The 21,614-nt window shown below is 52.0% G+C and carries 18 protein-coding genes, 1 pseudogene and 1 riboswitch; of the genes and pseudogenes, 16 read left to right on the forward strand and 3 right to left on the reverse strand.

Annotation, left to right across the window (positions count from 1 at the left end; genetic code table 11):
* The first annotated feature begins 246 nt into the window (after positions 1-246).
* Positions 247-1,590: an RNA polymerase factor sigma-54 gene (rpoN, locus tag J3482_RS04845; RefSeq protein WP_206922130.1), complete on the forward strand. Its 1,344-nt coding sequence runs from the start codon at positions 247-249 to the stop codon at positions 1,588-1,590.
* Between the two features lie 100 nt (positions 1,591-1,690).
* Here rpoN and J3482_RS04850 read toward each other — a convergent pair whose 3' ends face one another.
* The gene (locus J3482_RS04850) at positions 1,691-2,596 is read right to left on the reverse strand and encodes an acetamidase/formamidase family protein (RefSeq protein ID WP_236017897.1); all 906 of its coding nucleotides are present in this window, start codon (positions 2,594-2,596) and stop codon (positions 1,691-1,693) included.
* A 459-nt stretch (positions 2,597-3,055) separates the two neighbouring features.
* Here J3482_RS04850 and J3482_RS04855 point away from each other — a divergent pair, with 459 nt between their 5' ends.
* The 12 genes and pseudogenes from J3482_RS04855 (at position 3,056) to J3482_RS04910 (ending at position 14,478) form a co-directional block, all read left to right on the forward strand.
* The gene (locus J3482_RS04855; RefSeq protein WP_021294883.1) at positions 3,056-3,292 is read left to right on the forward strand and encodes a type II toxin-antitoxin system HicB family antitoxin; all 237 of its coding nucleotides are present in this window, start codon (positions 3,056-3,058) and stop codon (positions 3,290-3,292) included.
* A 46-nt stretch (positions 3,293-3,338) separates the two neighbouring features.
* A complete protein-coding gene (locus J3482_RS04860) occupies positions 3,339-4,745 on the forward strand; it encodes an MFS transporter (RefSeq protein WP_206922131.1) in 1,407 nt (468 codons plus the stop codon).
* 35 nt (positions 4,746-4,780) lie between these two features.
* Complete coding sequence (locus J3482_RS04865; RefSeq protein WP_206922132.1) at positions 4,781-6,115, forward strand: Rieske 2Fe-2S domain-containing protein; 1,335 nt, start codon at positions 4,781-4,783, stop codon at positions 6,113-6,115.
* 217 nt (positions 6,116-6,332) lie between these two features.
* Positions 6,333-7,367 (forward strand): phosphodiester glycosidase family protein, encoded by a 1,035-nt coding sequence (locus tag J3482_RS04870; protein WP_206916648.1) that lies wholly within the window; start codon positions 6,333-6,335, stop codon positions 7,365-7,367.
* 2 nt (positions 7,368-7,369) lie between these two features.
* Positions 7,370-8,368 (forward strand): hypothetical protein, encoded by a 999-nt coding sequence (locus tag J3482_RS04875; protein WP_328702657.1) that lies wholly within the window; start codon positions 7,370-7,372, stop codon positions 8,366-8,368.
* 101 nt (positions 8,369-8,469) lie between these two features.
* Positions 8,470-8,994: a thiol peroxidase gene (gene tpx / locus J3482_RS04880; protein ID WP_206916743.1), complete on the forward strand. Its 525-nt coding sequence runs from the start codon at positions 8,470-8,472 to the stop codon at positions 8,992-8,994.
* Positions 8,995-9,218: 224 nt separating this feature from the next.
* Positions 9,219-9,593 carry a hypothetical protein gene (locus tag J3482_RS04885; protein ID WP_206922133.1) on the forward strand — a complete coding sequence of 125 codons (375 nt, stop codon included), beginning with the start codon at positions 9,219-9,221 and terminating at the stop codon, positions 9,591-9,593.
* A gap of 98 nt (positions 9,594-9,691) precedes the next feature.
* Positions 9,692-11,837: pseudogene (ureC, locus tag J3482_RS04890) on the forward strand (urease subunit alpha).
* Between the two features lie 14 nt (positions 11,838-11,851).
* A complete protein-coding gene (locus J3482_RS21515) occupies positions 11,852-12,295 on the forward strand; it encodes an urease accessory protein UreE (RefSeq protein ID WP_206922134.1) in 444 nt (147 codons plus the stop codon).
* A 12-nt stretch (positions 12,296-12,307) separates the two neighbouring features.
* Entirely contained in the window at positions 12,308-12,994 is a 687-nt protein-coding gene (locus tag J3482_RS04900; protein WP_206916641.1) for an urease accessory protein UreF, read from the forward strand.
* 13 nt (positions 12,995-13,007) lie between these two features.
* Complete coding sequence (ureG, locus tag J3482_RS04905; protein WP_206922135.1) at positions 13,008-13,616, forward strand: urease accessory protein UreG; 609 nt, start codon at positions 13,008-13,010, stop codon at positions 13,614-13,616.
* Entirely contained in the window at positions 13,585-14,478 is an 894-nt protein-coding gene (locus J3482_RS04910; protein ID WP_206922136.1) for an urease accessory protein UreD, read from the forward strand. Before ureG ends, J3482_RS04910 begins: the two co-directional genes overlap by 32 nt.
* An 82-nt stretch (positions 14,479-14,560) precedes the next feature.
* Here J3482_RS04910 and J3482_RS04915 read toward each other — a convergent pair whose 3' ends face one another.
* Together J3482_RS04915 and J3482_RS04920 are read right to left on the reverse strand one after the other, a co-directional pair.
* Complete coding sequence (locus tag J3482_RS04915) at positions 14,561-15,889, reverse strand: nucleobase:cation symporter-2 family protein (protein ID WP_206917850.1); 1,329 nt, start codon at positions 15,887-15,889, stop codon at positions 14,561-14,563.
* 28 nt (positions 15,890-15,917) lie between these two features.
* Entirely contained in the window at positions 15,918-16,496 is a 579-nt protein-coding gene (locus J3482_RS04920; protein WP_206917848.1) for a xanthine phosphoribosyltransferase, read from the reverse strand.
* A 159-nt stretch (positions 16,497-16,655) separates the two neighbouring features.
* A riboswitch (purine riboswitch) is annotated at positions 16,656-16,757 on the reverse strand.
* A 288-nt stretch (positions 16,758-17,045) separates the two neighbouring features.
* Between J3482_RS04920 and xylA the strand changes: the two genes are divergently transcribed.
* The 3 genes from xylA to J3482_RS04935 all read left to right on the forward strand — a co-directional run bounded on the left by xylA (position 17,046) and on the right by J3482_RS04935 (position 21,531).
* Positions 17,046-18,362, forward strand: coding sequence for a xylose isomerase (xylA, locus tag J3482_RS04925; protein WP_206922137.1), 1,317 nt, complete (start codon positions 17,046-17,048; stop codon positions 18,360-18,362).
* A gap of 5 nt (positions 18,363-18,367) precedes the next feature.
* Positions 18,368-19,906: a xylulokinase gene (gene xylB / locus J3482_RS04930; protein WP_236017899.1), complete on the forward strand. Its 1,539-nt coding sequence runs from the start codon at positions 18,368-18,370 to the stop codon at positions 19,904-19,906.
* A gap of 254 nt (positions 19,907-20,160) precedes the next feature.
* The gene (locus J3482_RS04935; protein ID WP_206917841.1) at positions 20,161-21,531 is read left to right on the forward strand and encodes a sugar porter family MFS transporter; all 1,371 of its coding nucleotides are present in this window, start codon (positions 20,161-20,163) and stop codon (positions 21,529-21,531) included.
* Positions 21,532-21,614: the final 83 nt, after the last annotated feature.

Genomic DNA, 21,614 nt, shown 5'->3' on the forward strand with positions numbered 1-21,614 from the left:
GGATATGAAAACGCATAAATCATAGTGGAAAAACCGGGATTTATCGTATCGTAATCAGGCAGACCTTTCAAGCGAACATTTCGTATGATTTCAGTCTGCCCCGATTCTATTCGTGGAATATAATGAATCTACAGTACGAACGATTTTCGCTATGATGTATTTCATTTTATGTGTCAATTTCTCTGACATATTTGTTGAGGTATTTGTGAATTGTAGGTACATTTTAACGGAAGGGGGAGGACTCCGGTGCAGGTTGACTATGGTTTAGTCCAGGAACAGACACAGCGGCTTGTGATGACAGCGCAGATGAAGCAAGCACTAGACACATTGCAATGGACGGCGGAGGAATTGGACGCCTTCATGCAAGAGGCGATGTTGGAGAATCCGCTATTGGAATACGAATCGCCGTACAAAATGGGCGAACTACCTTGGTCATCCGTCGTCAGCACGCGCAAACAGCGGGGGAGTACAGAAAGTTCGTCTTTGTCGTCGTTTGACCAGCGCATCAAAAGTACCCAAAGCAGAGAGGAAAAGTTGGCAGAGCAAATTCGGATGATGCAGTTGCCGGACGTGATCCGACGGATTTGCCTATTTTTAATCGGGTTATTGGACGAGTATGGTTACTTGCGCGAGTCAGAAGAAGAGTTGCAGGGCTTGTGTCATGCTTCGCTATATCAGGTGCGACGGGCTATTCAGGCACTTCAATGTGTGGAGCCGTTAGGGATTGGCGCGAGGGATTTACGAGAATGCTTGCGGTTGCAATTGGAACTGGTGTCGGTTTCACGACGAGCGCTGGTTGCAGCAATTATTGAGAAGCATTTGGAGGATGTCGCTCGCGGGCGCCTGGTGGCGATTGTGAAGGAATTAAAGTCGTCACCAGAAGCGATTCAGCAGGCAGTGGACGATTTACGGAATTTGAACCCGCGTCCTGGGTTGATGCTCGATGATACACCACCGCAATATATTGTGCCTGAAGTGGTCGTGCGGCGTGTGGGCGATGTTTATCAGGTATATGATGTGGCAGCTGCTCGTGGTCGCGTCTTCGTCAATCGAAACTATCAGAAGTTAATGGAAGATAAGCAGCATCCGGAGATACAGCAATTCTTGCGCCGTCAAGTCGAATCTATCGAGTGGATCACCCAGTGTCTGGAGCGACGCATGGAGACTTTACTAAAAGTCGCGCAAGCAATTGTCGATATTCAATCGAGCTTTTTTGAGTGCGGGCCCCGTGCATTGAAGCCGTTGACGTTGCGGCAAGTTGCCGAGCGGGTTGAATTGCACGAGTCGACCGTCAGCCGCGCGGTACGCGGGAAATACATGGATACGCCACAAGGGGTACTTGAATTCAAGTACTTTTTCAACTCCGAAATTCGCGGTGACGATTCTGCTGTGTCAGCGCAGGCGGTGAAATCCGCGATACAGTCCTTGATTGCGTCAGAACAACCGGATTCTCCCCTCTCGGATGCAGATATCGCGCAGGCGATGAAGGCACAAGGAATCTCCGTTTCTCGTCGGACGGTAGCCAAATACCGGGAACAACTGCACATTCCGACGTCCCTGCGCCGTAAACGTATTTCATTGGAACTGTAGCGTCTCGCTCTACTGGGGATGTAGCAGGAAGTCGCTTTGGCCGACGGCGTTTCCCGAAAGCGCGTCGGCCACATATACAACTGTTGGGGGCAGGTTTCAGTTAATACGTGAACGTAAAGCCATATTGCTCCGCTATCCAACGGGGGAGTTCAAAGCGGGCGGTTTTTAGCGGATCGACGACTTGGCACACACGCAAATCGCCCGCTGCACTGAGCAGAAACGTCGCTTCCGCCTTGTCCACTCCGCAAGTCTCTTCGAGAAAATGAACCATGTTTTTGACGGCGCGCGTTGCTGCATCATCCAACAATGTTTCCGAGGCAATCGTCATAATTTGCTCGTCGTTGACCAGCATGGGCGTTGGCCAATGTTTACCTTTTTGCACATGGAATTGAACTTGGACGGTGGCTGCAATTTCAATGCCACAGACGGCGACTTCTCCATCGCCCATCGCAGCGTGTAGGTCGCCAAGTGCGAATAAGGCACCTGGGACGTTCACTGGCAAGATCAGGCGAGCACCTTCTGTGATGCACTTACAGTCCATGTTGCCGCCATGGTCGCCTGGAGTGCCACATGGGATACTATCGACCGCCGGTGCAGTTCCAATCACGCCAATCATCGGGTGGATGGGTAATTCAATCGTGTCGGAAAAAATGGCTTTGCCGTTATGGATGGGAATCATGCGTATCGCATTTTGGCTCAGTTCGTCCCCGAGCACGCCGAGGTTGGGGCCTGTGGTCATTACCCCCCGTTTCGCTAAGTCAATTTTCTGAATATGTACGACGAGTAAATCGCCGGGCTCGGCGCCGTTGATGTAGATGGGACCTGTAGCTGGGTTGATGCGCTCCCAGTCAAGCGTTCCGAAATCCCGGTCTTCGCTGGTAATTTGATTCTCAAAGCAGTCACACGTTTGGATGATGACCGTGTCACCGTCCGCGACATGCGTTACGGGCGCGTTGTTTGGTGACATCGCGTAAATTAAATGGTCTGTTGATAGCATGCTGGTCATGTAGGGGCCCTCCTCGTCGGCATTGGTGGGTCGTACTATAAACGAAATGTTAGCAAAATGGAAGAGAAGTTTGCCATGAGGAGGTGAAAGGTCGCAAATATTTTATTTAAGTTCGGAATCTTTTGTCTAACGATAGCATATGGATCTATCAGGATGACGTCATCCGAAGGATTCCTGGTTTCATGAAAGCGCTATCAAAAGCTTGGCTGGATCAGCGATGTGTGTCGAACTGCGGGATGTGTTGTGGCACTTCCTGAATAAAATTGTTGACAATTATGTCTGCGCGATTGTAGGGAGGGGGGATTCGCTGCGCTTGCCGCTTGCCGCTTGCCGTTTACCATTTACCATTTACCATGGTTGATAGTCTGACATTCATGGCAATTGTATCGACATGCCAAACGAAACACCTGTGTAGGGTATGGGAACAAAGGGTGACACATGTGGAAGGATGAGTGTTTGATGACGGTTGAGGAGTACTTAGCAATCCCATATATTTTGCAGGTTTGGTCGAGGGAATGTGAGGATGGACGATGGGTTCGTCATGCTGAATTTCCTGAGTTGCCCGGGTGCTTTGCGGAGGCTTCATCCGCCGTGGAAGCTGTAGAAAGGGCGGAAGCTGCTCGCGTAGCCTATATTGTCGAAAAACTTGCACGCGGTGAGGCCGTTCCGGTGCCGCGACCACCACTGGAGGCGTAATTTGTGACGGACTGGTTGGGAGTCCGTGATAGGAAGGGGAACGTTTATGTCTACTGTGCCGGAAGCGGGAATCTTCGGTGGACGATTTACCCCAGAGAAGAGACGAAGCATCCTCGTTGGTTGGCTGGCCGGAATGCTCAATACGTACGACCTGTTTTTGCCTGTTTTGGTCCTCCCCACCGCAATGGGGTATTTTGAACCACCTACTTTGTCACCGGAAGTACAGGTGACACTGATTAACATTGCATTTGCCATCTCCATGGTGGCACAGCCTATTGGTGGGTTGGTCATTGGCCCCATCGGCGACAGGATTGGGCGAAAACGCTTGGTCATTGTCACATCGGTTGGGTTTACCATTGGTACCTTTTTATTGGCTATCATGCCTGGCTATGCGGCGTGGGGGTATGCTGCCATTGGCATTTTCCTCTTTTTGCGCCTGGCAAATGGCGCTTTTTCGGCGGCTGGGCTCGGCGGGTCCGTGCCTCTTGCGCTAGAACGAACGCCAAAGCGATGGCGTGGTCTCGTCGGTGGGCTGCTTGGCGTTGCACCAACCACAGGCGTCATCTTGTTAAGCGCTGTTCAATTGATTCTCAATTCGAAATTATCTCCAGAAGCATTCACGCAATGGGGATGGCGAATTCCATTTTTGGTGGGTGTGGTTCTAGGGATCATCTTGTTAATTTTTATCGCGCGCATCAGTGAGCTCGCGTTGTTTGCAGGCGAGGCGGAGCAGCAAGATGGCGACACGATAACTAAGAATAGGCCCCTAAAAGAGGTATTCGCTACGTCGAACCTCAAGACCTTTGGCCAGATGTTCATGTTGTACAGCGGGTATTTGTTCGCAGTGCAGGCGGCTGTTTCCTTTGTTCCATCATTGCTCATCAACATTCTTCATCAGCCGGCCCAGGCGGTTGATAGCCTCATGTTATATGGGAACATCGGCATTGTCGTGTTTGGCGTTGTGTTGGGTGCCCTTAGTCAGCGAGTCGGTCGGAGACGAATGCTGTTATTCGGCGGAGCCTGGATTTTCGTTGTATGCACAATTCTGTATTATTTGACGATTCATGCAGCAGGTGCCAAGTCGGGGTTTGCAGCGGTGGGGATTCTGGGATTCTTCATGATTATCCTCACCATCGCGCCGTTTTCCGGAATGGTCTTGACATATACCGCGGAGCGTTATCCATTTCACACCCGAACCACCGGATTTAGTGCCATTTCCACACTGACCAGCGTGATACCAGGATTCTATAGTTTTTATCTACTGGGGCTAGGAAAAGTCATGCCATATCAATACACCGTTATGATACTGACTGTGGTGGCAGGCCTGCTCACCTGGTTTGGCGCGAAAGTGGGTCCGGAGACGGTTGACTTTGAAATGCTTCCGCAAGCTGAAGAACTGTTGGAGATGCCAAGTCCCACACCTGCTGCAGAGTCGCCGATGAAAATTGAGTGAGTGAACATTGAGTGATTCGAAGGGAGCGTATTTGTATGTTGAGTAAGGAAGATAACGAATTCATCAGCCGCGTTGGACCAGGCACCCCGATGGGGAACCTGATGCGACAATATTGGATTCCAGCGATGTTATCCTCAGAATTGCCTGGACCTGACTGTGATCCCGTTCGCGTCATGCTACTTGGGGAAAAACTGATTGGCTTCCGCGACAGTCTGGGGCGTGTGGGTCTCATTCAAAATCACTGTCCACACCGTGGGGCAAGCTTGTTTTTTGGGCGCAATAGCGAATGTGGCCTGCGATGTGTCTATCATGGCTGGCAGTTTGATGTAGAAGGCCGTTGTATCGACATGCCGAACGAGCCGCCTGAAAGCGATTTCAAAAATAAAGTCAAGGCCGTGGCTTACCCTTGTGTCGAGCGCGGAGGATTGGTGTGGACCTATATGGGGCCGCGGGAGACGCCGCCGCCGTTGCCAGATATCGAGGTGAATATGCTCCCAGAGGGAGAGTACGTCATTATCCCAAGTTATGTTGAATCTAACTGGCTGCAGGCAGTGGAGGGCGAGATTGACACAAGTCATACGGGATTCTTACACTTTGGCGCGATTCAACCCGAGGATGTTCAGGAGGGTACGTTCCTGCATTATACCGTGAAGGATAGAGCGCCCCGTTACTCTGTTGTCGATACCGACTATGGGGCCATGTACGGCGCCTATCGGCCAGCAAAGCCTGGCTACGTGTATTGGCGCATCGCCCACTTTAATTTTCCGTTTTACACCCAGCCGCCGGAGGGTGTTCTTGGCCACAGCGTGATTATGAACGCGTGGGTCCCGATGGATGACACGCACACCATGTCGTTTGTCATGCTTCGCAAGGACAAAATGGAGAGCGGGCGGCCGTCTCGGCTCCCAATCCAAGGGAATAGCGAAAAGTACCCAGATCTGCAAGTTCCGATGTTACCGCGGACGACTGATTGGTTTGGGCGCTTCCGACCGGCTGTGAATGCGGAAAATGATTATCTGATTGATCGCGAATTGCAGCGGCAACCAGACAGTTACTCGGGCATTCGGTATCTTGCGTCGCAAGATAGAGCCATGCAAGAAAGTATGGGTGGGATTTATGACCGGACGCAGGAACGCCTCGCGAGTTCTGACGTGATGGTGATTCGCGTGCGCCGGCGGCTGTTGGCCGCGGCTCGGGCATTGGCGGAACAGCAGATTGTGCCACCTGGTGTCGACCATCCCGAGGTGTATCGCAACCGCTCTGGCGGTGTACTGCTGCCAGAAGGCGCAGACTGGATAGAGGATACAAAAGAGCTGCGTAAGGCGTTTGTCGAGCATCCGGAAGTGGCTGCCCAATTGCCGCAGCCGTAAAGAATAGGAACTGGGAAGGGGTGGTTGTCGTAATCAGCATGGATGAGCGGGCGTTTGAGACTTGGCGCGATAGGGCGGAGTCGCAAACGCTCAATTTTTTTGTTCTTTGGGTGGTCGCAGGGTGGGGATACATGTGCGTTCATGGTGCCGGGAGACCGATATCGCGATGCATGTTATAGTATTGATATCAAACGACAAGTGGGTGTGAAAGCTCAGTATGTACCATGGAAGGTATCAACCGCCAGGCACACGTAAGCAGGAACCGGAAGTTCCAAAAGGCAAACCGGCACTGCGCTGGGCCGTGTTCTTTTTTGTCTGCTTTATTTATTTCTGTGTATCTACGTCGCTATGGGTATTCCATGGGCCGTTTCAATCGCTTCGCAATTACGTCATTGACACGTTCGACGAGACGAGGCATGGATACCTGTTGCGACCTTTGTCACTATTTACGCTTCCAAATTCCGTGATTGCGGCACATGCCTTGGCGGACGGCGGAATGGTGTCGGAGACGACGCCGATTGACGAAATTCGAACGCAAAACTTTGATAACAACGACGGTTCAATCCAATTGGAGACGTACAACGGTCAGACGTTCACTGCGCACATCATGATTGTCGACGACCCAAAGCGGATTAAGGTCGCCACCACGCGATACCTCGGTAAGCGCGGAGAAACAGTGCTGCAAATGGTCGAGGATACGGGCGCTGTCGCTGGCGTCAATGGGGGGGCCTTCTCTGACGCGAACGAACAGGGAACTGGTGCGTACCCATTGGGTATCACGATGCACGATGGCAAAGTCATTACTGGGGCGGGTTCAACCGGCAAACACGCGGAAATTGCCTTCACTAGCGGTGGCCAACTAATCGCAGGTAATTACTCATTGGCCGATTTGCGTGAGAAAAATGTGCAAGAAGCTTTGAGTTTTGGTCCGGTTCTTGTCTTGAACGGACAACCCGTACAGGTTCCTGATCAAGGTTATAACCCGCGTACGGCAATTGGCCAAACGGCTGACGGGAAAGTGATTCTCGTCGTCACCGATGGGCGTGGACAGTATGGGCACCTGGGTGCGTCTATGGCGGATATTACGGCGATTATGCTGAAATATCATGCGGTTACTGCAGTCGATCTCGACGGTGGTTCTTCGACGACGATGGTGTATCACGATAAGCTCGTCAATACACCGGTGGATTTGACCGGCGCGCGCAGTGTCGCGACATCGATTGTGGTCATGCCGGAAAGCAGGGGGCAGTAGGAGTGCGCAAGAAACGAAAGTGGGGCCGGTTGTTCCTGGGCTTTGTGGTTGTGCTGACCATTTTTCAGGTGTTGTATTTAAATCACTACAACACGTTGTTTAAGTCAGAGCAGGCTGGGACGGCGCAGGCGATTCAAGATATTTTAGACGAGCCTGTAATGTTGTCTGCGGCGGAGAAGGCGCGCATTCAGCAATTGAAGAGTACCTATCAAGGTGTCACGGTGTCACCGGGTGGTGAGTATGTGACTTATGTCGATACAGCCTCAGATGGCTCGTATGTCGTGCATGTGGAAGACCTGGATACGGGCAAACAGGTCAGTGAGGCTGGCGATTTGTATCCCGTTCAGTACCTTTGTTGGCTTGGTGACGAAGAGATTTTTGTGGGTGAACAAAAGGCACCTGGTGATTTGGAACTGAACACGTTCTATATCTCCAACGGCCAGCAGGCAGATGTGACTGCGGCTAGTGTACCGGAATTCACAGCACTTGCAGCGGATGCGGCAATTACCAAAGTCACCTATAGTCAACAGACGAACGACGTGTTTGTTCTGGTCAACACGAGTACGTCCAGCGCGTTGTATCATATTGGGACGATGGAGAACGTCCAGAGTGTTCCGTTTAGTGACGGGTATATCAAGAATATCGCATTATCACAGACAGGCGACCATTTGTACGCCGAGGTCAATCAGGGGGGTACTTGGGATGTGGTTCGCCTAGATCAATCGAGTACGACGACCAGCACCAGTCCTGAGTACGATGTCGATTCGCAAATTGTCCAGTCGGACGCGGCGTTGATTAACGTGATTGGCAACGTGCTGTACTACGGAAAAATCAATCAGGACGGCTTGGTGACGGCGGTCTACCGGCAGGATACAGACGGTGAATCCACGCTGGTCAAAACGCTGTCGACACCCACGATGGCCAGTCACATTATTATTTCGGGTGACGGTCAGGTGACGGTCAATCCACTTGCGGCGAGCGATACCGTCGTCAGCAGCTGACAAAGACTATAATAGAGTGTGGATGCGGCGTGTCCCTTGACTTCGTGTCCGTGATTTTGTAGACCTACAGGGGAGCAGACCAGTGTTGTGAAGAGGAGGAAATACCTGTGGCACATGAGCGAGAAGGCGCATTTTTGTTTCCGGACAAGCCAGTTACGTTGATTGGTCCTGAACTGAAGGTGGGGGATCCCGCGCCGGATTTCCGGTTGGTAGCAAATGACTTGTCCGAGGTCAGCTTGGCGGACAGCAAGGGAAAAATCCGGATTATCAGCGTAGTGCCTTCGTTGGATACGGGCGTTTGTGATGCACAAACCCGCCGATTCAATGAGGAGGCGAGTAAACTTGGTGACCATGTGATGGTATTGACCGTGAGTGCCGATTTGCCATTCGCTCAGAAGCGTTGGTGTGGTGCAGCAGGGGTCGACCGCGTGATGACGTTGTCTGATCATCGTACGATGGGCTTTGGTGATGCTTATGGGACCCACATCAAGGAGTATCGCCTTGAGAGTCGTGCCGTTTTCGTGGTCGACTCCAGTGACAAGATTGTCTACGTGCAATACGTGCCCGCAGCGGGCGAACATCCGAATTATGAAGCTGCTTTAGAGGCTGCGAAAGCGGCGAAGTAATTCACATCATTTGCGATAAAACGATGAAGCGGGGGGGCGAATGCCCCTCATTTTATCGTTTAGATAGCGTAGCTGAATGATGTACAGTATGGCGTCTATCCGCTCCCTCCGAATCAAATATACAGAATTTTTTATTTTTTTCGTGAACTTCATTGACATAACTTCTTGTTTTCTCCAAAATGCATGCGTAAGCTAAACATATTACAGAAATAGGAGGTCCGCTTGTGAGTCATGCGACGCTAGTGGGACTCATCTTATTGGCGGGCGTACTCGGATTTCGGCATGGGATTGACTGGGATCACATCGCGGCTATCACTGATTTGGTAGGCGGGGGATCGGACAAACGGCGTGGCTTTATTCTCGCACTTTGGTACGCCGCAGGGCATGAGGTCGTGATTATTGCATTTGGTGCGCTCGCGACTTTACTCGGGTGGACCTTGCCGCATTGGATGGATGGCGTGATGGAGCGATTTGTCGGGATTACGCTGTTCATTCTAGCAATTTTCTTAATCATCTCATTTATCCGCAATCGCGGTGAGTGGGTGGTGATGAGTCGATGGCGGTTGCTGTTTATCGGTTTTTATAGGTGGGCTTATTGACGGTGACCTACAGCCTAGTGATGGGGGTCACCTTTACGTTGGGATACGCGTCGATGCTGCCGACGCTGTTGTAGGAGGGTTTACGCATGCATTTAACGATGCAAGAGCGAGATAAATTGTTGATTTTTGTTGCCGCTGAATTGGCAAAACAGCGGCGTGCACGCGGATTGAAGCTCAATTATCCAGAGGTTGTCGCTTTGTTGTCGTCGTATGTCGCGGAGGAAGCGCGGGCTGGCCGAACAGTGGCCGAGTTGATGGAATCAGCGCGCCACGTGTTGTCTGCTGACGACGTGATGCCCGGGGTGGCCCAGATGATTCGTGATGTGCAGGTAGAAGCTACTTTCCCAGATGGAACAAAGTTGGTCACGGTGCACACGCCGATTCGCGTGGAGGATGGTTCATTTACGCCGGGCGAGACGATGGTTGACGCGGCGGATAGGGATGGAATCGCGTTGCTGTCCGGACGCCAGCGGACCACGCGCGTTGTTCGCAATACAGGTGACCGGCCTATTCAAGTCGGATCACACTATCATTTCTACGAGGTCAACACAGCACTCGAATTTCAGCGCGATGGAACCCAAGGCTATCGGTTGGATGTTCCGTCTGGCACAGCGATTCGCTTTGAGCCAGGGGTCGCCTTAGAAGTTGGGCTTGTGAAATTTGGCGGTGGCAAGACGATTCGCGATGGCATGGGCCAGCACCCGTATGCGACGAGATCTGAGGACGTGTTGGATACTGTCATTACGAATGCGGTGATTCTTGACACGTGGGGCATTGTGAAGGCGGATATTGGTATCAAAGACGGGTACATCGCGGGCGTTGGCAAAGCCGGGAATCCATTGACGATGGACGGTGTCACAAACGGGATGGTCATTGGTGCAAGTACGGAGGTCATCGCGGGGGAAAACACCATTGTGACTGCGGGAGGTATCGACAGCCATATTCACTTTATCAGCCCGCAGCAGGTGGATGTTGCGCTGCAAAGCGGCATTACGACGATGCTTGGTGGCGGAACAGGTCCAGCGACGGGGACATTGGCGACAACAGTGACACCTGGGGCGTGGCATTTGCGGCGAATGTTGGAGGCCGCCGAGGCATTGCCGGTGAACATCGGTTATCTGGGGAAGGGAAGGGGAACGCATCTGGGCATCGCGCACTGGCTGAGCAAATCGAAGCTGGGGCGATTGGACTCAAGTTACATGAGGATTGGGGTAGCACGCCGTACGCTATTGATATCTGTTTGCAGGTGGCGGATGCCTATGATGTTCAAGTGGCGATTCATACGGATACGTTGAACGAGGGCGGCTTTGTTCAGGACACGATTACGGCTATCAATGGTCGAACGATTCACACGTACCACACGGAGGGGGCTGTGGCGGACATGCGCCGGATATTATCCGAATTGCGTCCATGCTAAATGTCCTCCCGTCATCGACCAATCCGACGCGGCCGTATACCAAGAATACGGTTGATGAGCACCTCGACATGCTTATGGTCTGTCACCACTTAGACCCGAATATTCCTGAGGACATCGCATTTGCCGATTCGCGGATTCGGCCGGAGACCATTGGGGCGGAGGATATTCTCCACGACTTGGGCGTCTTTAGCATGATGAGTTCAGATTCTCAGGCGATGGGACGCGTGGGTGAGGTCATCATTCGCACCTGGCAGACAGCGGATAAGATGAAGCGCCAGCGCGGCCCACTCACAGAGGATGCGCGGGCAGACAACGCGCGTGTGAAGCGCTATGTCGCGAAATACACTATCAATCCAGCTATTACGCACGGTATCTCCCAGTATGTCGGGTCTGTGGAGGTGGGGAAATTGGCTGATCTCGTCCTCTGGTCGCCAGCGTTTTTTGGCGTCAAACCGGAGCTTGTGCTCAAGGGAGGGGCCATTGTGTTAGCTAATATGGGAGATCCCAACGCATCGATTCCGACGCCGCAACCGACGTTTTACCGACCGATGTTTGGCCAACTTGGCAAGGCGCGTTATGCGACGTCTTTGACATTTGTCTCGCAGGCGTCGCTGACGCTGGGTATCGTGCAACAGTATGGGTTGAACAAACGGGTTGTCCCTGTTTGTCAATGTCGTAATATCAGCAAGCAATCGATGGTGCACAACGACGCGCGGCCGGCCATCGAGGTTGATCCACTTACTTATCGCGTGACAGCAGACGGCGAGTGGTTGACGTGTGAACCAGCGGAGGTACTGCCGCTGGCGCAGCGGTATTTTCTATTTTGATGGAGGTCTAGCTTGTGAAGGTCACAGCGATTGTGGGCCGCGAAACCGACTTTCCGAATCATCCGTGTGATGAATTGCGCTTGGAAAGCGACGATTTAGCTCGGCGGGTGTTTCGCAAGCGGACGGTTGCCGGGCGTGAAATGAAGGTGTCGTTACCGCGCAATACGATATTGCGCCCGGGGGACGTCTTGCTGGAGGACGGCGGCGTGATTGTTGTCGTTCGCGTGGAACCGGAGTGGGTCTTGGCGATTTATCCCGCGAGTTTTGAGCAGATTGCGCAGGTGGGGCATCAGTTAGGGAATCGCCACATCCCGATTCAAATCTATGAGAACGAAATTCTCGTCGTTTATCACCCGTTGTTGGAATCGCTATTTCAAGGGATGGACATTGAATGCGCGCGTGTCTTGCGTACGCTGGAACAACCGTTTCTCCACATTTTTGCGCCTCACATGCACTAAAGGCGGATGGGAATGAATGCTCAACAATTGTCTTTCATGCTTCAGATTTGCGACGGGAATTTCCCCAACGGCGCGTTTTCCCATTCGTTTGGCTTAGAAACATTGATTGAGACAGGGGTCGTTCACGATGCAGCGACGTTTCAATCTGCACTGAAGAGTTGGTTTGATTTGCAGTTGATACCATTTGACGGTTTAGCGGCACATCTTGCATGGGAATATGCCCACGCAAGAGATGGCGCTGGCGTGATTCGTCTTGCCGACGTGGTGTCGTCATCGTTGATTGCGGAGCAGGCGAAACGCGGTTCGCTCCAAATTGGAAAGCGTTCTTTACAAGTTTTATATGGGCTCGTTCCGGGGGGTATCACAGAGTGGTATTGGCAACGTGTGTGCGCGGGCGAAGTCGAAACGACACACGGCATTGCGTTGGCTGTCGCAGCGGCTGAAATAGGCATCGAGCAGTCGTTAAGTACGGCGGCGGTGCTCTATAGTGCACTGTCGAGTCTGGTCGCGGCAGGTGTGCGGGCCATTCCGATTGGTCAGACAGTCGGGCAGCAAATTCTCGCGACGGCGCGACGCTGGATGCAAGAAGCTCCCGATTTTACTGGACGTACGCCAGAGGACATTTCTTCATCGGCTGTGCGTTGGGAAATTGCGCAAATGAACCACAAACGCTTGAATGGGCGACTGTTCATGTCCTAGGGAGTGATTTTCCATGAATGCGGTGCGTATTGGCATTGGTGGTCCTGTAGGCGCGGGGAAGACGGCGCTCGTCGAACGCCTGACGCGAACGTTTTATGGCGCATATGAGATGGCGGTCGTTACCAACGACATCTTTACCCGAGAAGATGCGGAGTTTCTCGTGAAGAATGGAATTTTAGAGGAAGCGCGGATTATTGGTGTGGAGACGGGCGGATGTCCGCATACGGCGATTCGCGAGGATGCGACGATGAATTTACAGGCGATAGACGATTTGGAGGGACGGTTTCCGGACTTAGAACTCGTGTTTGTTGAGAGTGGTGGGGACAATTTGGCGGCCACATTCAGTCCTGAGTTGGCGGATTTTACGATTTATATCATCGATGTTGCGCAAGGGGAAAAAATTCCGCGCAAAGGTGGCCCGGGCATCTGCAAGTCGGACTTACTTATCATCAATAAAACGGATCTCGCCCCGTTCGTAGGCGCAAATTTGGACGTGATGGCGCGTGACACGGCGCGAATGCGTGGGGCGAGGCCGTTTCTCTTTACGAACCTGTTATTGGGTGAAGGGCTCGACGAGGTGGTGCAGTGGATTGAGTACAACGCGATGCTTGTCGGCCCCTGATGAGACTGGAATTACCGGTAGCGTGGCAGTTGAATTTTGTCGTCGAGGCGAGCGCACCATTGTCGAGCGACAACAGTTCCTGGGACTCTTACGGACGAGTCGACCTGTATATCGGTGCGAAGGTACCTGTCCGGAAGTTCAATTGATTCACCTCGGTCCTGGAGTGATAGACGGGGATGATTACGAACAGCGTTTGACGCTTGGCTCGGGTGCTATGGCCGTTGTCGGGTTTCAATCTTATGCGAAGTTATTGCCTGGTGCTGTGGGTGCAACCCAGCGAACCATCATTACGCTAGGTTCTGAGAGTTACTTGACGATGCGTCCCAATGTTGTGATTCCGTATTCACACTGCACGTATACCTCGGTCACTGATATGTATGTAGAGGATGGTGCAAGGGCCATCGTGGCCGATGTTCTCACGGCTGAATCGTCACAGGGAGCTACTAATCTAGATTGCAATTTGGTATCCCTGACGACGCGGCTGTTTCGGGCGGATGGTTTCGTTTTACGCGATTGCATCCAAATTGGGCGACATTCACTTTCGCGAGGCCACATTTGGTCTAGCGAGTTCCCGGTGCTTGGCAATGTCATCTTGGTGGGGGTGGGGCGTCGTATGGAGAACGCTTTACACCAAGTTGTCGAGTCAATTGACCCTGCCAAGGCGCAAGTCGGTGTGTCTTATTTGACAGGCGCAGGTGTGGTCATTCGTATCATGGCGGGGAGAGTGCAGTTTGTGGAGCAAGTGATTGAGCGAGCTTCGCACCTACTCGAAGCAGATGTACAACGTCGACGTTTTGAGGTGGAACCAGTCCAGAGTGATGGCGGGAGCGACAAGAAATCGGTGAAATCGGCGTGCGATTAGCGACATTACATGAACGTCGCTAATCGCACGCCTTCTTCTTTAAGGATATCGCGAGGCTTATTTACGTCACATCTATGGATTGTTACATAGATGAAACCGCGTTGTCTGTATGGACGCTTTCTGTTTCTACCTTTTCACGAGATGTGATACGTTCACCAAAGTAGTTTAGGAACAAGTTCATCGCCACCGCCGTGATGGTGCCCGGTACAATGCCACTTTGCAAGAGCATGTTTAACGTATTGGGCAGATGAGCAAACATATTCGGTACGATAGCACAGCCTAGGCCAATGGAGACGCTGCATGCGATAACCAATAGATTTTCGTTACTCCGGAGGTCGACGTTCCCTAACATGTGCATGCCATAGGCGATGACCATTCCGAACATCGCGATCATTGCACCGCCCAAGACGGCGGACGGAATCACGGTGACAAGTGCGGCGATTTTTGGCAATAGGCCAAGGACGAGCAAGATACAGCCTGCAGCCACGATGACACTGCGATTTTTTACTCGCGTCATGGAGACCAGGCCGACGTTCTGCGAAAAGGCTGTGTACGGAAACGTGTTGAACAAGCCACCAAGGACAATCGCGATACCCTCCGCCCGCAATCCTTTGACGATGTCCTCACGTCCGATTTCTTTGCCAGTGATTTTGCCAAGTGCGTAATAGACGCCGGTCGATTCCACCATGCTGACGACACAGACAATAAACATCGTGATGATGGCCGCAATGTTGAGGTGCGGCTTGCCAAAATACAGTGGATGAACGACGTTTACCCAGGAAGCGGATGCGACAGAGCTGAAGTTGACCATGCCGAGTGCGTAGGCGGCGACGGTGCCAATGATGAGCCCTAAAAGCACAGAAATCGAGCGGAGAAACCCTTTAAAGAAACGATTCATCACGACGATGCAGACGAGTGTCCCTAGAGCCAGCAATAGGTTTTGTGCATCGCCAAAGTCAGGGCTGCCAGAACCGCCTGCTGCATCGTCCATCGCGACGGGAATCAGGGACAAACCGATAATGGTGACCACTGAACCGGTGACAATCGGCGGAAAAAACTGAAGTAGTTTGCCGAACAACGGCGCACATAGAAAGACGAGAATGCCGGCGATGATAATCGAACCGAAAATGGTTGGCAGGTTGGTCGTATGGCCAATGGCGACAATCGGTCCAACTGCAGTAAACGTACAACCTAAGACGACAGGGAGGCGAATGCCGATAGAGCGTGATCCGATGACTTGTATCAAAGTCGCAATGCCGCAAGTAAACATGTCGGCGGCGATGAGATAGGCCATTTGTGATGCGTTCAATTTTAAAGATCCGCCAATAATCAGGGGCACCACCATTGAGCCGGCGTACATCGCCAGTACGTGTTGCAATCCCAATGCGAATATACTTCGTCTGTTTAGCACGCTATGTCCTCCTTTATCAAGCCCTCTATCAATCTTCGAGAAACGTGATGCCTTCGTCGGGTGACATCGCGGCGATTCGAGCTAGCGCGTGCACGGGGATGCCTGCTTCATCCAAAGCTTTGCGTCCGCTTTGAAAGCTCTTTTCAATGACGACACCAACCCCCATCAATTTGGCACCTGCGGCGTCGATGATTTCCCGCAACCCCTTTACACTGGCACCTTCTGCAAGAATGTCGTCGATGATAAGCACCCTATCGGCGTGCGACAAAAACTCTTTGGATACAGTGATTTGATACGTTTGCTGGCGCGTGAACGAGTAGGTGGATGCGGTATATACCCCGTTGTCCTGTGTAATGGCCTTCGTCTTTTTCGCGTATATAAAAGGAACCCCCATGGACAGGGCGGTGGCGAACGCGAAGTGGATACCACTTGCTTCAACTGTCATCACCTTTGTGATGTCTTCGCCGCGGAACCGTGTCGCAAACTGTTCGCCAATCGACATGACCAGCGAAGGATTGACTTGGTGGTTCAAAAAGGAGTTGACCTTAAGCACATGTTCGGACAGTACAACACCTTCTCTACGGATATACGCCTGCAATTCTTTCACATGGTTGACTCCTTCCGAAACCGAGAAAAGCCCAGTTGGACAGATATCTTGGATACTCGCTTCCAAGTGAAACCTGTCCATCTGGGCTTTTCTCCCTATGGTGTACGCACGTCGTGCGTCGCATCGCTTGGACCAGTCCACCGAAAAACGGTGCGGAACCCTAGATGCGCTTCCACTCGTAGTCAGGCAATTCTCGGTCGCCTGGTAGAAACTTGTGGGCCATATTCCCACGATTATACGAGCGCTATTCTGTTTACACACGAGACGATATCAACAAATGGCCGACAGTGCAACAACCAGTTATTTGTGGTGGGATGAGCTCGTGAGAAATATCCATATATTATTCATTTTTCCAAAGAAAGCGTAAGATGTTGGCGATTACAGTTTGAATTCTCGTTTCTCATCTGCTATATTCTAAGTATGTTGAGTGAACAAACTAAATGTGTTTGCTCAGGGGTTTATTTACAACATGAGCATTGTTCGGAATGAAATAATTCTTGACGGTCATCATTCAGTTTGATGATTTGCCGCTCTTGAAAGGTGATGGACATGGCTTATTTTCCAGAAGTAAAGCGAATTCAGTACGAGGGACGCAAGTCGAAGAATCCATTGGCATTCAAACACTACAACCCGAGTGAGGTTGTCTTGGGCAAGACGATGGAAGAACATTTGCGCTTTGCGGTCAGCTATTGGCACACCTTTACGCTGTCCGGCAGTGACCTGTTTGGGCTTCCGAATATGATTCGCCCATGGGACGGATATAGCGGTTTGGATTTGGCGAAAAAACGGGTGGAAGCGGCGTTTGAATTCTTCGAAAAGATGGGCGTCAATTATTTTTGTTTCCATGACCGCGATATTGCGCCGGAAGGCGATACGCTTCGCGAGACCAACAAAAATCTCGATGTCATCGTCTCGATGATTCGCGAGTACATGAAATCCAGCGGCAAGAAGCTTTTGTGGAACACACAGAATATGTTCTCAAACCCGCGTTTTGCTCATGGTGCTGGGACATCGCCAGAAGCGGATGTGTTCGCCTATGCGGCTGCGCAGGTGAAGAAGGGATTGGAAGTCGCACTGGAACTGGGCGCTGAAAACTACGTGTTCTGGGGTGGCCGTGAAGGCTATGAAACCCTTCTCAACACGGATATGAAACTGGAACTCGACAATCAGGCTCGCCTGTTCCACATGGCTTGCGATTATGCGGATGAAATCGGGTTCAAAGGTCAATTCCTGATTGAGCCAAAACCAAAAGAACCGACCAAGCACCAGTACGATTTTGACGCAGCAAGCGCCATTGCATTCTTGAAAACGTATGACTTGGATAAACGCTTCAAATTGAACTTGGAAGCAAACCACGCGACGCTGGCAGGGCATACGTTTGAGCACGAGCTGTACGTCAGCCGCATCCACGGCATGCTCGGATCTGTCGATGCGAACCAGGGTGATCCCCTACTTGGCTGGGATACGGACGAGTTTCCAACGGATATGTACAGCGCGACGCTCGCGATGTATCAGATACTCAAGAATGGTGGGTTGCACTCTGGCGGCTTGAACTTTGACGCCAAGGTTCGCCGTGCGTCCATGACCCCAATCGATTTGTTCTATGGACACGTCGTCGGCATGGATACGTTTGCACGCGGGCTCAAGGTAGCTGCAAAGCTCGTCGAGGACAAAGTGTTTGACCAATTTATCGAGGAGCGCTACAAGAGCTATCAGAGCGGAATTGGCCTAGACATTGTGAGTGGCAAAGCGACCTTGAAGTCCTTGGAGGACTACATCATTGATAAGCCGGTCACCGTCATGACGTCTGGTCGCCAAGAGTTGTTGCTCGCGAAGCTGAATCAATATTTACTAGAAGTGGAATGACGGCTATGGCAGATCATCGTGGCAAGGGATTTATCGGCATTGACGTGGGGACTTCTGGGGTGAAAGTCGTCCTCATCGACGAGACTGGCCGAACGCTTGCGGAGTCCACGCGCGAATATAGTTATCAGCAGCCACGGCCATTGTTCGTGGAACAGGACCCTGAGGTTTGGTGGCAGAATACTTGCCTCGCGCTGCGGGATGTGCTGGATAAGTCCGGCGTCCCCGCGGCGTTCGTGCAGGGGATTGGGCTTACTGGACAAATGCATAGTTTGGTCTTGTTGGACGAAACCGGGCGCGTGATTCGACCCGCGATATTGTGGAGTGATCAGCGGACACAAGCGGAGTGCGATTGGATTGAACGCGAGATTGGCACGGATGAGACGATTCGCCTCGTGGCGAATCCGCCGCTGACCAACTTTACGGCGACGAAGTTGCTGTGGGTAGCCAACCATGAACCGGATAACTACGCACAAATCGACAAGGTTCTGCTGCCAAAGGATTACATTCGTTATCGCCTGACGGGTGAGTTTGCAACGGATGTGTCTGATGCATCCGGCACGTTGCTGTTGGATGTGGAGCATCGGCAGTGGTCGAAGATGATGTGCGACGCGCTATCGGTTCCGACAACCTGGCTGCCAGCGGTCTATGAATCTGTGGAAGTGACTGGAAAAATCACCGCCGAAGCTGCAAACCAAACAGGTCTGGCAGTGGGCACGCGTGTGGTGGCAGGCGCTGGAGATCAGGCCGCAGGTGCTGTCGGCAACGGTATTGTCCGCTCGGGTGTCGTCTCGAGCACGATTGGCACATCAGGTGTCGTATTTGCGTATGCAGAAGGCATTGTCAAAGATCCCCTGGGTCGCTTGCACACGTTTTGCCACGCGGTGCCAGGTGCTTGGCACGTTATGGGGGTGACGCAGGCTGCCGGCGGCTCACTCCAGTGGTTCCGCAACGAGTTCACCCAGCTCGAGCAGATGACCGCACAGCTCATTGGTCGCGATACGTATGAGCTTTTGACAATGGAAGCAGAACAAATCGCACCGGGTAGCGAAGGACTCGTGTATCTGCCGTATCTGATGGGGGAGCGTACGCCGCATCTCGATCCGCTCGCGCGCGGCGTCTTCTTTGGAATGACTGGTCGCCATCAGCGGGCGCACTTCATCCGTGCCATTCTTGAAGGTGTCACCTTTAGCCTGCAAGATTGCTTGAAGCTGATTGAGGGGCTGAATTTGCCGGTAGAGCAGATTCGCGTATCCGGCGGTGGCGCGCGCAGCCATTTGTGGAAGTCGATTCAAGCCGACGTGTTCCAGCAACCCGTGTACGCCGTGCAATCCAATCAGGGGCCGGCATTTGGCGCAGCTCTGCTCGCAGGTGTAGGAACAGGCGCATTTGAGAGCGTCCAAGAGGCTTGTGACACCCTTATTCAGACGGATGAAGGGATTCGTCCAGAGCCGTCTCACTTCCCGGTGTACGAAAAGGCGTACAAGCTGTACGTGTCGTTATACGAAGCGTTAAAGCCGCATTTTCAAGAGATGGCAACTTGGTAGTGTAGTCGTCCTGTAAGTTGAGATGAGCTGTTGCCGCCCTGATGGGCGGCAACAGAATCGCCTGGTGCTTGGCGCATGCAGATGCAAGCGCATGCAGAAAACCCAGTAATCAAGTTTTGCAGCAGATGCAACCGCCTTCAGATTACATGTTTTTGCAATGCTAAAAAGAGACACCAGATATGGTGAGATTCTGTTGGAATCGTCAAGTGGTTGTTCTGTGAAACCGTTCTTGACGAAGAAGGAGTTGACTTCAGATGAACTTTAGAGTGAACAACACGTTAATTTACTTCTTTGGCGCCCTTGGTGGATTGCTTTTTGGCTATGATACCGGTGTCATCTCTGGTGCAATTCTATTTGTTGAACAAGATTTACATCTGACTTCATTTACAGAAGGCGTTGTCGTGAGCTCTATTCTTGTAGGGGCCATGATTGGTGCGGCTATCAGCGGTACGTTGACGGACAAATTAGGGCGTAAAAAGGTGGTTCTCGCCGGTGCCGTGATTTTCTGTATAGGCGCCATCGGTTCCGCGCTTTCACCTAATGCTGGAGTTTTGATTTTGTTCCGGATTGTTTTGGGACTTGCTGTTGGAAGCGCTTCGACGCTCGTGCCGACTTATTTGTCCGAAATGGCACCGACGGCTGCGCGCGGTTCTCTGTCGAGTTTAAACCAGCTGATGATTGTTATCGGTATTTTGCTGGCGTATATTATTAACTACATTTTCAGCCCAAGTGGCGATTGGCGTTGGATGTTGGGATTGGCGTTTGTACCTGGGTTCATTCTCTTTTTCGGTATGCTGTTCTTACCAGAAAGCCCGCGTTGGTTGTTGATGAAGGGCAGAGAGCAGGAAGCTCGGCAAGTGTTAAATCATCTTCGTAAAGGTATTGGTGTGGACGAGGAAGTTCGCCAAATCAAAGAGACGAATGAACAAGAGCAGGGTGGGTGGAACGACCTTATGAGCCGGTGGGTGCGTCCGGCGTTGTGGGTCGCCATTGGACTGGCTGTATTTCAGCAAATTATCGGTTGTAATACGGTTATCTACTACGCACCGACAACGTTTAAAGAAGTGGGTCTCGGAAACTCCGCCGCAATTCTAGGGACGGTCGGTATCGGTACAGTCCAGGTGATTATGACGATTATCGCCACACGCTTGATTGATAAAGTGGGTCGTAAACCCCTGTTGATTATCGGAAGTATCGGTATGGCGTTGTCACTATTTGTGCTCGGTTTTATGAACGCGCTGTCAGGCTCAACTGCCGCTGCGGGTTGGACTACACTCATTTGCTTGGCCGCCTATATTTGTTTCTTCTCTATCAGCTGGGGTCCGGTCATGTGGGTGATGTTGTCCGAGATTTTCCCGTTGAGCATTCGCGGACTTGGCGTCGGTGTCGGCGCGGTGGTCAACTGGTTTGCCAATCTGGCCGTTTCCTTGACATTCCCGTCGTTGCTCAGCGCATTTGGCATCAGTACTTTGTTTATCGCATTTGGCGTGATGGGCGTGCTGGCGCTTATCTTTGTGGCACTGAAAGTCAATGAGACGAAGGGCCGCAGCCTTGAACAGATTGAAATTGATTTGCGCAACCGGGTCGCTCCAGGGCGTCACAGCGCAGTGCCTGTAAAACGGTAATATTTTCCTGATTCTCTGGTGGTCGTGCTCGGTATTGAGCAACATCGATACAGCAGCGAATGGTGTGAACCAACTCCTCGTGG

Origin of the sequence: Alicyclobacillus suci (genome assembly GCF_017329615.1) — a bacterium.
Classification (GTDB): Bacteria; Bacillota; Bacilli; order Alicyclobacillales; family Alicyclobacillaceae; genus Alicyclobacillus; species Alicyclobacillus suci.

Coding starts and splice junctions, on each gene's coding strand:
- J3482_RS04850 (WP_236017897.1), bottom strand. CDS start 2,596: ATGACCAGCATGCTATCAACAGACCATTTAATTTACGCGATGTCACCA.
- J3482_RS04855 (WP_021294883.1), top strand. CDS start 3,056: ATGACGGTTGAGGAGTACTTAGCAATCCCATATATTTTGCAGGTTTGG.
- J3482_RS04860 (WP_206922131.1), top strand. CDS start 3,339: ATGTCTACTGTGCCGGAAGCGGGAATCTTCGGTGGACGATTTACCCCA.
- J3482_RS04865 (WP_206922132.1), top strand. CDS start 4,781: ATGTTGAGTAAGGAAGATAACGAATTCATCAGCCGCGTTGGACCAGGC.
- J3482_RS04870 (WP_206916648.1), top strand. CDS start 6,333: ATGTACCATGGAAGGTATCAACCGCCAGGCACACGTAAGCAGGAACCG.
- J3482_RS04900 (WP_206916641.1), top strand. CDS start 12,308: ATGAATGCTCAACAATTGTCTTTCATGCTTCAGATTTGCGACGGGAAT.
- ureG (WP_206922135.1), top strand. CDS start 13,008: ATGAATGCGGTGCGTATTGGCATTGGTGGTCCTGTAGGCGCGGGGAAG.
- xylA (WP_206922137.1), top strand. CDS start 17,046: ATGGCTTATTTTCCAGAAGTAAAGCGAATTCAGTACGAGGGACGCAAG.
- xylB (WP_236017899.1), top strand. CDS start 18,368: ATGGCAGATCATCGTGGCAAGGGATTTATCGGCATTGACGTGGGGACT.
- J3482_RS04935 (WP_206917841.1), top strand. CDS start 20,161: ATGAACTTTAGAGTGAACAACACGTTAATTTACTTCTTTGGCGCCCTT.